General features: G+C 39.3%; 14 protein-coding genes and 1 other annotated feature. Of the genes, 10 read left to right on the plus strand and 4 right to left on the minus strand.

Annotated elements, in window-relative coordinates; translation table 11 throughout:
- Positions 1 to 12: 12 nt before the first annotated feature.
- A complete protein-coding gene (locus M3600_RS16875) occupies positions 13 to 276 on the plus strand; it encodes a YtzC family protein (RefSeq protein WP_233317621.1) in 264 nt (87 codons plus the stop codon).
- A gap of 57 nt (positions 277 to 333) precedes the next feature.
- On the opposite strand, the gene M3600_RS16880 is transcribed toward M3600_RS16875, so the two are convergent.
- Positions 334 to 1,527: an MDR family MFS transporter gene (locus M3600_RS16880; RefSeq protein ID WP_237941818.1), complete on the minus strand. Its 1,194-nt coding sequence runs from the start codon at positions 1,525 to 1,527 to the stop codon at positions 334 to 336.
- Positions 1,528 to 1,762: 235 nt separating this feature from the next.
- On the opposite strand from M3600_RS16880, the gene M3600_RS16885 reads away from it, so the two are divergent.
- From M3600_RS16885 to M3600_RS16905, 5 genes are all read left to right on the plus strand, one after another.
- Positions 1,763 to 2,335 (plus strand): histidine phosphatase family protein, encoded by a 573-nt coding sequence (locus M3600_RS16885; RefSeq protein ID WP_251646812.1) that lies wholly within the window; start codon positions 1,763 to 1,765, stop codon positions 2,333 to 2,335.
- Positions 2,336 to 2,357: 22 nt separating this feature from the next.
- Positions 2,358 to 3,533 (plus strand): amidase, encoded by a 1,176-nt coding sequence (locus tag M3600_RS16890; RefSeq protein WP_233317627.1) that lies wholly within the window; start codon positions 2,358 to 2,360, stop codon positions 3,531 to 3,533.
- Positions 3,534 to 3,643: 110 nt separating this feature from the next.
- Positions 3,644 to 3,868: a binding site (T-box leader), on the plus strand.
- A 72-nt stretch (positions 3,869 to 3,940) separates the two neighbouring features.
- Entirely contained in the window at positions 3,941 to 6,361 is a 2,421-nt protein-coding gene (leuS, locus tag M3600_RS16895; RefSeq protein ID WP_251646814.1) for a leucine--tRNA ligase, read from the plus strand.
- 146 nt (positions 6,362 to 6,507) lie between these two features.
- Entirely contained in the window at positions 6,508 to 6,813 is a 306-nt protein-coding gene (locus tag M3600_RS16900; RefSeq protein WP_233317631.1) for a rhodanese-like domain-containing protein, read from the plus strand.
- A 116-nt stretch (positions 6,814 to 6,929) separates the two neighbouring features.
- Positions 6,930 to 7,112 (plus strand): sporulation protein Cse60, encoded by a 183-nt coding sequence (locus M3600_RS16905; RefSeq protein ID WP_233317723.1) that lies wholly within the window; start codon positions 6,930 to 6,932, stop codon positions 7,110 to 7,112.
- A 29-nt stretch (positions 7,113 to 7,141) separates the two neighbouring features.
- On the opposite strand, the gene M3600_RS16910 is transcribed toward M3600_RS16905, so the two are convergent.
- Positions 7,142 to 8,416: a BaiN/RdsA family NAD(P)/FAD-dependent oxidoreductase gene (locus M3600_RS16910; protein WP_233317633.1), complete on the minus strand. Its 1,275-nt coding sequence runs from the start codon at positions 8,414 to 8,416 to the stop codon at positions 7,142 to 7,144.
- A 216-nt stretch (positions 8,417 to 8,632) separates the two neighbouring features.
- Between M3600_RS16910 and M3600_RS16915 the strand changes: the two genes are divergently transcribed.
- Both M3600_RS16915 and M3600_RS16920 read left to right on the plus strand, forming a co-directional pair.
- The gene (locus tag M3600_RS16915; protein WP_233317636.1) at positions 8,633 to 10,258 is read left to right on the plus strand and encodes a putative polysaccharide biosynthesis protein; all 1,626 of its coding nucleotides are present in this window, start codon (positions 8,633 to 8,635) and stop codon (positions 10,256 to 10,258) included.
- A 51-nt stretch (positions 10,259 to 10,309) separates the two neighbouring features.
- A complete protein-coding gene (locus M3600_RS16920; protein WP_233317725.1) occupies positions 10,310 to 11,029 on the plus strand; it encodes a pseudouridine synthase in 720 nt (239 codons plus the stop codon).
- A gap of 92 nt (positions 11,030 to 11,121) precedes the next feature.
- Here M3600_RS16920 and M3600_RS16925 read toward each other — a convergent pair whose 3' ends face one another.
- Entirely contained in the window at positions 11,122 to 11,343 is a 222-nt protein-coding gene (locus tag M3600_RS16925) for a DeoR family transcriptional regulator (RefSeq protein ID WP_127736905.1), read from the minus strand.
- 379 nt (positions 11,344 to 11,722) lie between these two features.
- Here M3600_RS16925 and M3600_RS16930 point away from each other — a divergent pair, with 379 nt between their 5' ends.
- Positions 11,723 to 12,964 (plus strand): M48 family metallopeptidase, encoded by a 1,242-nt coding sequence (locus M3600_RS16930; protein WP_251646816.1) that lies wholly within the window; start codon positions 11,723 to 11,725, stop codon positions 12,962 to 12,964.
- A 40-nt stretch (positions 12,965 to 13,004) separates the two neighbouring features.
- Here the strand turns inward: M3600_RS16930 and M3600_RS16935 are convergent, their stop codons facing one another.
- Complete coding sequence (locus tag M3600_RS16935) at positions 13,005 to 13,454, minus strand: NUDIX hydrolase (RefSeq protein WP_233317641.1); 450 nt, start codon at positions 13,452 to 13,454, stop codon at positions 13,005 to 13,007.
- 278 nt (positions 13,455 to 13,732) lie between these two features.
- On the opposite strand from M3600_RS16935, the gene pepV reads away from it, so the two are divergent.
- Positions 13,733 to 15,151, plus strand: coding sequence for a dipeptidase PepV (gene pepV / locus M3600_RS16940; protein ID WP_233317643.1), 1,419 nt, complete (start codon positions 13,733 to 13,735; stop codon positions 15,149 to 15,151).
- Positions 15,152 to 15,164 lie beyond the last annotated feature (13 nt).

Here is a 15,164-nt window from a genome sequence, read left to right on the forward strand (position 1 = left end):
GAGGGCTATATATTGGCAACTCGTGATTCTATGGATGAGCTTTTGGAAAGATGTAATACAGCGATAGGCTATGCAGAAGAACAGTATAAAATTGCTCAAATGCAGGAGCATTATAATATAGAAGAATATACAGATGCACAATTTCAGCTGGAAAATGTATTTAATGACTTGCAAACGATGGATCATAGTGCCAACGCGCAGCAAAGGGATCAATTATACAGAATGAGGCTGCTTATACAGGATAAGCAAAATCAAATGGCCCTACATTTACCATAAAGAGTCTTAGTAATGCATCAAAAAGGGCGATTCTAATGATGAATCGCCCTTTTAATATTATTCTGTTTTAGGTACTCTAAGCTTGCTGGTTTTTAATGGTGCATCATAGAAGTAAGCAGCTGCCATACCAATAACAAGTAAGAAAATTAATACAGGTACAAGCAGGCCAATTCCATTAACATCGACTAGATAGCCTCCTAATAAAGGACCTATCATTCTGCCGCCGGTTGCTGTACTGTTGATAATACCTTGGAAGAAGCCTTCCCGCCCCTTTGGTGCCAGTTTATCTGCAATGGTTGGAACAGCTGGCCATATTAACATTTCCCCTACGGTGAGAATGATCATGGCAGCTAAGAACCCTGCAAACATGTCTGCTTGACCGACGATAAGGAAAGAAATAATAAAAATAACAATACCAATTAACATCTGCATTTTTACAGAAGAACATATTTTCTTCGTAAACAGACTGATGAGAGGCTGACCAAAAACGATTAAGCCGCCGTTAACGGCCCATAGTAAACTGTATTGTGCAAGCGGAATATTTAACTCTTGTGTATGTGTAGAAATGGTCGCTTGCCATTGTACATAACAAATCCAGCACAGCAAATAACCGAAGCCGAGAATAGTAAGGGCATAAAGAGCTGGATTTCGATGTGCTTTCTTTCTTTTTATACCATTGTCTCCTGCCGTTTGCACAATTGGTTGAACTTGGATGTTTTTATAGCTCAATAAAGCAATAAAGAAAAATACAACATACATAAATGTATTAGAGATAAAAATCCAAGTGAACGAATAGGAAGCAATTAGCCCGCCAATTGCTGAACCTAATGCAACTCCAGCATTTTGGGCAACATAAATGCTGTTAAACGCTTTTCTGCCTCCCTCTGGCCAGACATTTCCCGCCATTGCATACATGCTTGGATAAATAATCCCAGATCCAAAGCCTGACAATGTGAAGAAGAAGCAATAAGCTTCCCAAGCATTCCAGACGGACAGCCCTAACAAGGACAAAGCTGTTAACGAAATTCCCAGAAGAATGGAGAGATAGCCTCCTAATTTATCATAAAGCGCGCCGCCAACCAAATTCCCGATTACACTTGCACCAGAATTAAGCATTAAGATAAAACCGGCAACTGTAAGAGATTTTCCGAGGTGGTCGTGGATATATATACTGTTTAATGGCCAAAGCAAAGAAGAGCCGGTGACATTGACAGCCATTCCAATTACTAAAAGCCATAGTGCTCTAGGCATATGTGGTGCTCCTTTACCATTTAATTTGCTACCAGCAATAAGTGTAATGCGATTTTAGAACTCCTGCAATAGAAATAACTCCATCTGCATGAAGGCGGAAAATTAGTTATTTTCTGTTAATTAAAACGGTTACTTTTAACAACCGTGCGAATAAAACAGATAATTTATTGAAAAGTTAGACTATTTAATCTACAGTAGAAATATCATGCTCTTGTATAGAAAGGAATTAAGATTCATGACAAATATTTGTTTAATAAGGCACGGAGAGACAGATTGGAATTCCTTAGGGAAGATTCAAGGCAGAACCGATATTCCATTAAACTCGAACGGAATTAGACAAGCAGAACAATGCCGGGACTATTTGAAGGAAACTAGCTGGGATTTTATCATCACAAGCCCTCTTATGCGGGCAAAGGAAACTGCGGCTATTATAAACGAGTCTCTAAACCTGCCTATAGTAGAAATGGCCGAATTCATTGAAAGAAGCTTTGGGGATGCAGAAGGAAAAACAAAGGAGGAAAGACAGGTCCTTTATCCTGATATGCTTTATCCTAATGCAGAGCCTTACTGGGAATTGGCAGAAAGACTGAAACAGGGCTTGGCAGATATTCTGCAAAGCTACCCACAGCAAAAAGTTCTCCTTGTTGCTCATGGTGCTGTCATTCATACCATTTTAAGAATTCTGTCAAACGAGGAAATTACATTAGACAATACATACTTAACAAATGCTTGTATAAGCAATATTCATTATAAAGACAGTAAATGGGCGATAAAGGACTACAACATCGTCACACATTTGCAAGTTTAATTACGGGAAGGATGAGGAGAAGATGGTTAAGGATTTTGGGGCATTTGCAAAAAAAGAGGTTGTATTAGAACCATTAAATACAGGGGAATTATCAGGCTTAAGCTTTGCAGTTAAGGATGTGTTTGCTATAAAAGGACATCAGTCAACGGCAGGAAATCCAGATTGGCTCAAGACTCACCCTGCTGCAGCAAGTACAGCTTTCTCTCTCAGCCTGTTACTTAATAATGGCGCAAGGCTTGAAGGAACGACGATAACAGATGAACTGATGTATAGTCTTAATGGAGAAAACTTTTATTATGGAACTCCAATCAACCCGAAAGATCCAAAGCGCATTCCTGGCGGCTCATCATGCGGATCAGCAGTCGCAGTAGCAGCGGAATTAACTGATTTTGCAATCGGAACAGATACGGGCGGGTCTGTCCGAATTCCTTCTTCTTATTGTGGAATCTATGGCATCCGTCCAACTCATAATATTGTTGATATGGAAGGAGTCATTCCGTTAGCTAAAAGCTTTGATACTGTCGGTTGGATGGCAAGAGACGCAGAGACATTACGAAAGGTTGGCAACGTATTGATTAAAGAGGAAGGTTCCAGAGAGCCTTTCACTCGTATTTTGATGGCAGATGATGCATGGGAATTGATTGAACCTAATGCAAAAGAGGCATTATTAACGGAGTTGAAAAAATGGCAGACAGCTTCTTTAACACATTCGCAAACGGTATTGGCAAATGAGGGGCTTGCTGACTGGGCAGAGACGTTCAGGATGCTGCAAGGCAGAGAGATTTGGGAGGAGCATGGAAAATGGATTGAAAAGTATAAACCATCCTTCGGTCCTGGCATTGCAGAACGATTTCAATGGGCAAGCACACTAGCTGAAGCTGATATGTCCCCATTTATAAAGAAAAGACGTATGATTCAAGAAAATATGGAAAAACTGCTAAAGGATGATGGCCTTTTAATCATTCCAACATCACCTGGAAAAGCACCTCTGCTCAATCTGTCGGTGGAAGAACTGGAACTGCGCAGAAGCAGGACATTCCAGCTCTGCTGCATTGCTGGGTTAACCGGCTTCCCGCAGGTGAATATCCCGCTTGCAGAAGTAGACGGCGTTCCTGTTGGTGTATCTGTGATTGCTGGCAAAGGTCAGGATAAAAAGCTCCTGCAATTTATTGCGTCACTTGAAGCAAACAAACGGTGACCGAAATCCTTAACGGTGCATATGCTTAACAAGGAGCTGGCGGAGATAGTTCTTGCTTAATAACTTCTTGCATCCGTGAAGAAAATAACATACAATAAACATCATATAGGGCAACAGCTAGGAAAAGGAATAGTAAAGATGCTTTTTTGTTGAAGAGAGCTGGCGGATGGTGCAAGCCAGTCAAAAAAAATCTTGAACTCGCCTTTGAGTTGCAAGTGTGAACTAACAGTAATGCTTGCCGTACACCGCGTTAAGGGATAAATGAAGCGAGTGATTTATTCACTAATTGTGGGTGGTACCGCGGGAGATATACATATATTCCTCTCGTCCCTATTTGGGATGAGGGGATTTTTTGTTTTCTAAGGAAAACAAACCCTGCGAATAGAAAACTAATAGGAGGAAATAAGATGAGCTTTAATCATCAGAACATAGAAAAGAAATGGCAAAGCTATTGGCAACAAAATAAAACGTTTAAAACAAGTGAAGATAAAGGGAAAAAGAAATTCTATGCACTTGACATGTTCCCATATCCATCCGGAGCGGGCCTTCACGTAGGACATCCAGAAGGATATACAGCTACTGATATTCTTTCAAGAATGAAAAGAATGCAGGATTTTAATGTTCTTCATCCAATGGGTTGGGATGCATTTGGATTACCTGCAGAACAATATGCACTTGATACAGGCAACCATCCAGCACTATTCACAGAAAAAAATATTGAAACATTCAGACGTCAAATCAACTCTTTAGGCTTCTCCTATGACTGGGACAGAGAGATTAACACTACAGATCCAGATTATTATAAATGGACACAATGGATTTTCTTACAGCTATTTGAAAAAGGCTTAGCATATGTTGATGAAGTGGCAGTTAACTGGTGCCCTGCTTTAGGAACAGTGCTTGCCAATGAAGAGGTCATTGACGGAAAGAGCGAAAGGGGCGGACATCCTGTTGAAAGACGCCCGATGAGACAATGGATTTTAAAGATTACAGCTTATGCTGACCGTTTGCTTGAAGATTTGGATGAAGTGGATTGGCCGGAAAGCATTAAAGAAATGCAAAGAAACTGGATCGGACGTTCTGAAGGAGCGGAAGTGACTTTCCAAATTGATAACCATGATGAAACATTCACTGTGTTCACGACAAGACCAGACACACTGTTTGGTGCTACTTATGCTGTACTTGCTCCTGAGCATGCGTTAGTTGATAAAATCACAACAGCAGAGCAAAAGGAAGCAGTTGAAGCATATTTAGAGAAAATTAAGAGCAAGAGTGATTTGGAAAGAACGGACCTTGCTAAAGAAAAAACAGGTGTGTTCACAGGAGCTTATGCTGTTAATCCAGTGAATGGCGAAAAAATGCCGATTTGGATTGCAGACTACGTGCTTGTCAGCTATGGAACTGGAAGCATTATGGCAGTTCCTGCACATGATGAAAGAGACTTCGAGTTTGCAAAAACTTTTGATTTGCCAATTAAAGAAGTGGTAGCTGGCGGAAATGTACAGGAAGAAGCCTATACTGGTGATGGAGCGCATGTTAACTCTGACTTCCTTGATGGGCTGCAAAAAGAAGAAGCAATCACTAAGATGATTGCATGGCTTGAAGAGAAAGGCATCGGTACGAAGAAAGTAACCTACAGACTTCGTGACTGGTTATTCAGCCGTCAAAGATACTGGGGTGAACCAATTCCAATTATTCACTGGGAAGATGGCACAATGACAGGTGTCCCTGTGGAAGAATTGCCGCTAACATTGCCTGATACAGCAGAGATTAAACCATCTGGAACTGGTGAATCGCCTTTGGCAAACATCTCTGAGTGGGTTAATGTAGTAGATCCGGTTACAGGTAAAAAAGGCAGACGTGAAACAAACACAATGCCGCAATGGGCGGGCAGCAGCTGGTATTATATCCGCTATATCGATCCGAAAAACAGTGAAGCTATTGCAGACCCTGAAAAGCTGAAAGAATGGCTTCCAGTTGATATTTATATCGGTGGTGTAGAGCATGCGGTTCTGCATTTATTGTACGCACGCTTCTGGCACAAGGTATTGTATGATTTAGGCGTTGTACCTACGAAAGAGCCATTCCAAAAGCTGTATAACCAAGGGATGATTCTTGGTGAAAACAATGAAAAAATGAGTAAGTCTAAAGGTAATGTAGTTAATCCGGATGAAATAGTCTCAAGCCATGGTGCTGATACACTTCGCTTGTATGAAATGTTCATGGGACCACTTGATGCAGCAATAGCTTGGTCAACGAACGGACTTGATGGTTCAAGAAGATTCCTTGACCGTATTTGGAGATTGCTTGTGGATGATAATGGCGAGATTTCAAGCAAAGTTCAAGAAATCGATGAAGCGAAGGGTCTAGACAAAATCTACCACCAAACGGTGAAGAAGGTTACAGAGGACTTTGAAGGATTACGCTTTAACACAGCTATTTCCCAAATGATGGTCTTCATTAATGAGTGCTATAAGGCAGATGCGATTCCAAAAGCTTATATTGAAGGCTTTGTGAAGCTTCTTTCCCCAATTTGCCCTCATATTACAGAAGAGCTGTGGGAAAAACTTGGAAGCTCATCAGGTACGATTGCATATGAAGCGTGGCCAGCATATGATGAAGCAAAATTGGTAGACGATGAAATCGAAATCGTTATCCAAATCAACGGTAAAGTAAAAACAAAATTGATGGTTCCAGCTGATGCGAATAAAGATGCTCTAGAGCAAATCGCTATGGAAGACAGTCAAGTGAAAGAGCAAATTGACGGGAAAACAGTTAGAAAGATTATTGCTGTTCCAGGAAAATTGGTTAATATTGTAGCTAATTAATACAGAAGTCCAGCCATACTGTGTGGCTGGACTTTTTTTATATAAAAACAGTGGGCATGTGATTTGCATCTTTTTTTTAATTGTTCTATATTACAATGAGTGGAAGGTTAACATGATTCGTACTGGTAGAATGGAGGAAACAATAAATGGAAGATATTAAGATAATTACAACAGAAGAATTAGAAGACAAGCTGAAAAAAGGGGAAAAGCTGGAGCTTGTTGATGTTAGGGAAGATGATGAAGTAGCAGAAGGCATGATTCCAGGGGCTAAGCATATTCGCATGAATGATATTCCTGAAAAGCTAGACTACTTCTCAAAAGAGAAAGAATATATTTTTATATGCCGCTCTGGTAAAAGAAGCGAAAACGTCTGCTATTTCCTTGAAGACCGAGGCTACAAGGTTGTTAACATGGTTGGTGGAATGCTTAACTGGAACGGTGAAACTGTTTAATCTAAAGAACCCTTCGCAGCTTGCTGTGAAGGGTTTTTTATTTTCATATTGTCTAAAATGACGATAAATTGGCTATTATTTTAATAGAATATTCTGATCACTTAGGAGTGTGGATGATGATAAAGGTTAAATTATTTGACCAGGAGCATGAAAAAGATCTGGAAATGGAAATGAATAAGTTCCTGGAGAAGCTTGATGAAAAGAAGCTTTTAGATATAAAGTATAATGTTGCAGCATTACAAGAGGGGGAAGAAGAACAGATTTATTGTTTCTCCTCGATGATTATATATAAAAGCTGAACAGTCTATTAAACCGTTCAGCTAACTTTTTACATAAACATATTTTTTGCTTCAAGAGCGGCATTTACACCAGCAAGTCTTCCTGTCACAAACGCACTTGTGATGTTATATCCCCCTGTATATCCATGGATGTCCAATATCTCTCCACAAAAGAAGAGTCCTGGCATTAGCTTTGATTCCATTGTTTTTGGAGAAATCTCTTTAATAGAGACACCTCCGCCTGTAACAAATGCTTTCTCAAGCGGCATTGTACCGTTGACTTTAAAAGAGAATCCTTTGCAAAGAGAGGTGAATTTTTTTAGCTTATCTTGGGAGACAGTAGCTCCTTGTGCTGCAGGATCAATTTCTGCAAGCTCAAGTAAAAACAGTAAATAGCGTTCTGTTAAGAAACCTTTTAAAATGTTTTTCACCGCTTTTTTAGGCTCGTCCTTAACGAGTTTACTTATTTCTTGGAACAGTGGTTCTTCCTTTTTATCAGGAAATGAATCAATCGAAACAGGAATTTCTGCTAAACCGGTTTTCTTCAGCTCTTTGACGACGAACTGGCTGCAGCGCAATACAGCTGGACCGCTGATCCCAAAATGGGTGAAAATCATATCCATCTTATGTGTGATAATAGGTTTTCCTTTTTGGTTTAATACACTCAGCGCAACATCTCTTAAAGACAAACCTTGTAATGTTTTTTCCTTGATAAATGATTCGCTTGAAGTGACAGGTACTTCTGTTGGAAACAGCTCGGTAATAGTATGTCCAGCACTCTCTGCCCAAGCATATCCATCGCCAGTTGAGCCTGTATGGGGCACAGATTTGCCGCCGACAGCAATGATGAGAGACTTCGTGACTGCCTCTTTTCCGTTTTGCATAAAGATTGTCTTAGTGCCGTCTTCATTATAGGATACCTTTTTAACAGGAGTATTTGTCCGGATTTCAACCTTCAGTCTGTCGAGCTCCTGCAATAAGGCATCAACAACAGATTGAGCTTTGTTAGAGACAGGAAACATTCTGCCATGATCCTCTTCCTTTAGAGCAATTCCTAAATTCTCGAAAAAATTAATAATATCTTCATTATTAAAAATCGAAAACCCGCTGTAAAGAAAACGTCCGTTACCTGGAATATGCTTAATAATTTCATCAACAGGAAGCCTGTTTGTGACATTGCATCTGCCGCCTCCTGAAATAGCAAGCTTGCGGCCAAGCTTTTCCCCTTTATCAATTAACAGGACCTTTGAACCAGATTCAGCAGCACCAATCGCTGCCATTAATCCAGAAGGACCGCCGCCAATTACAATTACTTCATATTGCATAGATGAACCTACTTTCTTTTTCCTATATTGAGATCTATTATTATAGACTATTTTCTTCATTTGAAAGCTAAAGTAGCGTTTCTAGTCAAGAAAAGGTAAACTACTAATAGTGTGTATAAAAAATGCTCATTATTACACTTAGTATCATATTCATTTCATGTTAAAATAATTTGTTATGTTAGTTTGCAGCTAAGCTTCATTTAAGGAAGGGATTATATGTCGTCAAAATTGTTGAGAGGTACGTTTATTCTAACACTCGGAACTATGATATCAAAAGCACTGGGATTGTTCTATGTAATCCCGTTTAATATGATTGTCGGAAAAGAAGGAACTATCCTTTATCAATATTCATATGTAGCTTATACGATTGTCATCAGTATTGCAACAGCAGGTATTCCTCTTGCTGTCAGCAAATTCATTTCTAAATATAATGCGATGGGAGAGTACGGTGTCAGCAGGCGGCTTTTTAAGTCAGGGCTTGTTGTGATGACCTGTACCGGATTCGTCTGTTTCCTTGCCATGTATTTCCTCGCACCATTTCTTGCAGAGATTAATATTCCTGAGGATGATCTTAACTCCAGCGTAAAGGATGTTACGACTGTAATTAGGGCAGTAAGCTTTGCTGTTATCGTCGTCCCTGTCATGAGCTTGATTCGCGGTTTCTTCCAGGGACATGAGTCAATGGGACCTTCTGCTGTTTCTCAAGTAGTAGAGCAGATTGTACGAATCGTTTTCATGCTTGGCGGAGCTGCCGCTGTGTTGTATGTACTCAAAGGCGATATTGTAACTGCAGTCAGCATTTCGACATTTGCAGCATTTGTCGGTGCGATTGGCGGACTTGCAGTACTTATCTATTATTGGCTTAAAAGAAAACATCATTTTAACTCCATGCTCCTAGAAGACAGGCAGCAAATTTCGGACATTTCCTTAGGCTCCATGTATAAGGAAATACTTATCTCAGCAGCACCATTTGTTTTCGTTGGAATAGCAAACCCGCTCTTTCAGTTTATCGATACGATTACCTTTAACCGTGCGATGGCTGTTGCAGGTTTAAGTGCCATTTCAGAGACGCAGCTGAATGCATTCAACTATCAGACACATAAGATTGTCATTATTCCAGTTTCCTTGGCAACTGCCTTTTCCATGACACTCGTGCCGATGATAACAAGAGCGTTTGTTAGTGGAGATCAAAAGTCTGTAAACCATAATTTAAATCAAGCATTTCAAATATTATTATTTATTACATTACCGGCAACAATAGGATTATCCGTGCTGGCTGAGCCGGTATATCGTCTGTTTTACGGGACAGTGGATTTAGCTTTAGGAACAGAGGTGCTGCGTTTATATGCACCAGTTGCCATTCTATTTTCTCTGTATGCTGTTACTGCCGCAATCTTGCAAGGTATAAACGAACAGCGCTTTACAGTCTTAAGTCTTTTAGTAGGTTTATTGGTTAAACTGAGCTTAAACATGCCGCTTATTGAAAGATGGGAAGCGAAAGGTGCCATTTTGGCAACAGCATTAGGATATACTGCTGCAATAGTAATTAATATCTTTGTGATAAAAGTTTTTGCGAAGTATCCATTCAGGCTAGTCCTGCGTAGAAGTGTGTTAATCGTTGGTTTTACTTTCCTAATGTTTGTTGGTACGGAAATTATCTACACACTACTCAGGTTATTCTTGGAGCCGAAATCATTAATTTCCTCTCTTCTTATGGTTGGGATTGTCGCGCTGGCTGGAGGGCTGATATACGCTTACCTTGCATACCGCTCTAAGCTTGTTTACATGTTGCTGGGAGAGAGAGCTGAATCAATTAAAAGAAAGCTAAGACTTCCATTTTAAATAGAAGACACATAAATAAAGATGAAACGGATGGCAAGATAAATGAAAAAAATGAGAATTGATAAACTGCTTGCCAATTTAGGATATGGCAGCAGAAAAGATGTAAAGTCGCTGCTGAAAAGCAAGGCAGTTAAGGTCAATGATGAAGTAATTAAAGATGCTAAACAGCAGGTCGACCCCGAGCAAGATGTCATAACATTAAACGGGGAGATAGTGGAATATAAGGAATTTATTTATCTGATGATGAACAAGCCGCCAGGAGTTATTTCAGCGACTGAGGATGCCCGAGAGGAGACAGTTGTTGATTTGCTGGAAATTGAGGATGCTGTCTACAATCCGTTTCCTGTCGGCCGCCTTGATAAGGATACAGAGGGATTATTGCTGCTTACAAATGACGGCAAACTTTCGCACCGGTTGCTTTCACCGAAAAAGCATGTTCCTAAAACATATTTTGCGGTCATAAAAGGAATCGTTACAGACGAAGATATAGAATCCTTTAAAAAAGGTGTTACCCTTGATGACGGTTATGTAACCAAACCTGGGCACCTTGTTATCTTGAAGGCTGGCGAAACCTCTGATATTGAGCTTACGATTTCAGAAGGCAAATTTCATCAAGTTAAAAGAATGTTTGAGAGTGTAGGAAAGAAGGTCATCTATCTGAAGCGAATTTCGATGGGACCGCTTGCGCTTGACGAAACATTGGAGCTTGGGGAATACAGAGAGCTCACTGATGAGGAGATACAACTTCTTCAAGATTATGAAGTAAATTAAAACATGCAGCATAAAAAAACGCCAAACCAATTTTGGCGTTTTTTTATATTGCATGTAAATATGCAGTATATTATCAATAATCAATCTACGGTTTAAGACGTCATTTTCACTTTTTTTCTAGTTGTTGTCCATTTTCCACGACTTGGACTTTTCACCAAATCGTTATAAGCTAAAACATTCAAATCTCTTTGAATCGTTCGAGGAGTAATACCAAATTCCTCCACTAGCTCTTGTGTTGTTACTGTTCCACGCTTACTAATAAACATGTAGACGGATTTGATACGGTTTAACATCCGGTTAGTTGAAGGTTTCAATAAACCACTCCCTATCCTTTTTTCAAACCTTTGGCAAATTCCTGCGACCGACAGCTTATTTGAAGATTTATTCTTCAAGCGTATGTAATTTTCTTCTTTACAGACAACTCCTTTTCAAATGGCTATAGTGAACAAAAATGAACTTCTATAAATATTGTATCCCTATTTACTTTTTAATTCTACATTATTTGCTCAAATTTACAAAATATTTGATTATTAATGTATAAATATACCACCCCCTGGTTTTTTCCTTACCATATCATATGGTACAAACTATTAACTTTATGATAACAAATTGCATGAAGTACAATAAAAATGTTTATTAACACCTTTTTTTCCATTATAATCAAAACGATAAACATTTTTGGAGGATATGTGATTGGAAAACATAAGAAAAGATCAGCTAGTTCATCCTAGAGAGAACATTTATTTTGTACTCGTGCTGCTTGTAAGTATCGGCACACTTATTTTATTGCTTTTTTCGGTTATTGGTATTATTATCTATGCAGCAATAATTGCTGTCATGCTGTTTTTACATGCACTTTCGATGGCTGGCATTAGGAGAAATGGAGTTAAACTGGGAGAAGATCAATTTCCTGAGCTTTATGCAAAGGCGGTTGGTATCGCCAAAGATCTTGAGCTGAGCAAGCTCCCAGATATATATATACTGGAATCAGAGGGTATCCTTAACGCATTTGCGACCAAGTTTGTGCGCAGGAATATGGTAGTGTTGTATTCAAGTATTTTTGAAATGGTTGACAGAGGTGCGGAAAAAGAAGTCATGTTCATCATGGCTCATGAATTTACCCATTTGAAACGTAAACATGTTCATTACGGTTTTTTCCTGTTGCCGGCATTGTATATTCCTTTCCTGGGAAATGCTTATTTACGTGCATGCGAATATACCTGTGACAGAACAGCAGCCTATTATGTTCAATCATTTACTGCAGCAAAGAATGCCTTGACCATGCTTGGGATTGGTACAACCTTATACAATAAAGTGAATAAACAGGCATATATGGAGCAATTGGAAAAAGAGAGCGGCTTTTTCGTATGGTTCAATGAAAAGCTGTCTACACATCCTCATTTGCCTAAAAGAGTTTATGCAATTGAGTCCTTTTATAATGAAATTGACCTAAAGCCATTAAAGGAATCGAAGAGAGGCATGTGGGTAGGTATTTCCGTATTTGTAGCTGGTATTATTATTTTCATCGGGTTAGTTAGCGCTGCAGTTGCTGGAATAACATCCTTCATTCAACATTCTGATTTTGCTGAATTCATAAAATCTGGTGGAACAGAGTTTTCATACCCAGAAGATGAAGATTTATATTATGACGGTTATTATACGGAGCTTCATGAAGCAGCATATCAAAATGATATAGATACAGTGAAAACGCTGCTTGATAGTGGGGCAGATCCAAATTCTCAAGATGAAGACGGAATGACACCGCTTATGTATGCAGTTTATCAAGGTGCAGATATGGAGCTTATTCAGCTTTTAATTGATAATGGATCAGATATAAACATAGTAGATGCGTACGGCTATACAGCCTATGATTATGCGACAGAAAGTAATTATCAAGACATTTTAGATTTGTTTGATAGTTATATATATCAATAAGAGACAAGCGGCTGATACATCAGCCGCTTGTTGTTATTTTTTATAAGGTGCAATAGTCCTGCAAAAATCGCCGATGACTGCCAACCATATTTGCAGGCAACTTCTCTAAATCAAAAAATTGCAGTTGAAAGGCCTCTTCCTTGTTAACTTTCATTTGGCCGCTGTACTTCCTCGTATAATAAGCTGCTGTAACGGAGTAGAAGGGATCTCCGTTTGCTGCAACTGTATAATACTCTTTTCCAGAATAGATGTTTAATAGCTTTAGCTCCTCTACCTGCAAGCCAGTTTCTTCCCAAACCTCTCGTTTAGCTGTTTCTTCTGTACTCTCTGCCAATTCCATTAAACCGCCAGGCAGCCCCCATACTTTATGAGGATGTGTTCTTTCCTGCAAGAGCACTCTTTTGTCCGCATCCTCCATAATAACAACAGCACCAACGAGTATTAACGGCATCTTGCCAACCTTTTGCCGCAGCTCCTTAATATATTCCATAACGCCAACCCTTTCAGAACCTTTTTTTAATATTTTACAGGAAGAAGCGTAAAACCGAAAATTTTTGAATGTCTTATGATTCCTTTATGTGTGGGAATGATAAGAAAAGCAACCAAAAACAGACAAAATCAATACAGGGCTTGTCTTTTATTGATAAGAATTGGTGGGATTATGGTAAAATACTTTTATATATTCTAAAAAACATAAGAATAAAGCTAAAGCAAGATATTCTGCAAAGGAAAAACATATTGGAATATTAGGTTAAGGAGGCTGGTTTAGTGAAAGCACTGGATTGGTTAAAAGAAGTACATATTCGTAAAGATGATTTCATCCAAGATTTACAAGGCTTACTTCAAATAAAAAGTGTGCTGGATGAAGAAAATGCAACAGAAGATGCTCCGTTTGGACAAGGTGTTAAAGAAGCCTTGACCTTTATGCTGGAGCTTGGCAAAAGAGACGGGTTTGAAGAAAAGAATGTTAAGAACGTAGCAGGACATGTGAAGTTTGGAGCTGGTGATGAAAGCATTGGAATCCTTTGTCATGTTGATGTTGTTCCAGAAGGAGACGGCTGGTCAAGTGATCCTTACAGCGCAGAAATTCGCGATGGGAAAATATTCGCAAGAGGTGCCTTGGATGATAAAGGTCCTACGATGGCAGCTTATTATGCCATGAAAATAATTAAAGAATTGGATTTGCCTTTAACAAAGGAAGTTAAAATGATTATTGGAACAGATGAAGAGAGTGATTGGAGATGCGTCACAACGTACTTCCAAGAAGAACCAATGCCAACGATGGGATTTGCACCTGATGCGGATTTTCCGATCATTTATGCGGAAAAAGGAATATCTGATTTTGATATGGTTCAGTCTTTGGACGAGATGGCCCAGTATGAGTCTGGAAAAGTGGGCATAGTTTCTTTTTCTTCTGGAAGAAGATACAATATGGTCCCAGATTTTGCGGAAGCGAGGCTGCATGTTCTATCAGATCAGACGGAAATCATTCAGCGCTTCCAGGAATATTTAAGCAGGGACAATTTAACAGGTCAATATACAGTAGATGCAGGTGAACTAGTATTAGAGCTTGAAGGTGTTTCCGCACATGGAATGGAGCCGAATAATGGGGTAAATGCCGGTCTTAAGCTTGCGTCCTTTCTAGCTGATTTGCCACTTGATGAAAAGGCAGCGAATTACTTTCAGTTTGTTAACGGTTACTTCAAAGATGACTCAAGAGGTCAAAAATTAGGAGTAGCTTATAACGATGATATCACGGGAGACTTAACATTGAATGTAGGCATCCTGCAATATAATCAACAAGTCGGCGGCAAAATAGGATTAACATGCCGTTATCCGGTCACAAATGAAATGGAAAAGACAAAGGCTGTGTTAGATAAATTGCTTGCTGGCCATGGATTTGTGATTGAGAATTTTACAGACTCCAAGCCTCATCATGTCAACAAGGATTCTGAGCTGATTCAAACATTAAGCAAGGTTTATTTAGAACAGACAGGTGAAGAGCCGAAACTGATTTCAATCGGCGGCGGAACATACGCAAGATCTCTGGAAAATGGCGTTGCCTTTGGCCCTCTGTTTCCAGGCAGAGATGATATTGCTCATCAGAAGGATGAATACATGTTTATCGAGGATTTGCTTAAAGCAACAGCAATTTATGCCCAAGCTATATATGAGCTAGCAAAATAAATATTACTAACAT

The sequence above is a fragment of the Niallia sp. MER 6 genome (assembly GCF_023714395.1).
Taxonomy (GTDB): domain Bacteria; phylum Bacillota; class Bacilli; order Bacillales; family Cytobacillaceae; genus Niallia.

Bases quoted from the DNA above. Each gene is read 5' to 3' on its own strand.
- M3600_RS16880 (WP_237941818.1), bottom strand. From the start codon at position 1,527: ATGCCTAGAGCACTATGGCTTTTAGTAATTGGAATGGCTGTCAATGTC.
- M3600_RS16910 (WP_233317633.1), bottom strand. From the start codon at position 8,416: ATGCAATATGAAGTAATTGTAATTGGCGGCGGTCCTTCTGGATTAATG.
- M3600_RS16915 (WP_233317636.1), top strand. From the start codon at position 8,633: ATGTCGTCAAAATTGTTGAGAGGTACGTTTATTCTAACACTCGGAACT.
- M3600_RS16885 (WP_251646812.1), top strand. From the start codon at position 1,763: ATGACAAATATTTGTTTAATAAGGCACGGAGAGACAGATTGGAATTCC.
- M3600_RS16935 (WP_233317641.1), bottom strand. From the start codon at position 13,454: ATGGAATATATTAAGGAGCTGCGGCAAAAGGTTGGCAAGATGCCGTTA.
- M3600_RS16920 (WP_233317725.1), top strand. From the start codon at position 10,310: ATGAGAATTGATAAACTGCTTGCCAATTTAGGATATGGCAGCAGAAAA.
- M3600_RS16890 (WP_233317627.1), top strand. From the start codon at position 2,358: ATGGTTAAGGATTTTGGGGCATTTGCAAAAAAAGAGGTTGTATTAGAA.
- M3600_RS16905 (WP_233317723.1), top strand. From the start codon at position 6,930: ATGATAAAGGTTAAATTATTTGACCAGGAGCATGAAAAAGATCTGGAA.
- leuS (WP_251646814.1), top strand. From the start codon at position 3,941: ATGAGCTTTAATCATCAGAACATAGAAAAGAAATGGCAAAGCTATTGG.
- M3600_RS16900 (WP_233317631.1), top strand. From the start codon at position 6,508: ATGGAAGATATTAAGATAATTACAACAGAAGAATTAGAAGACAAGCTG.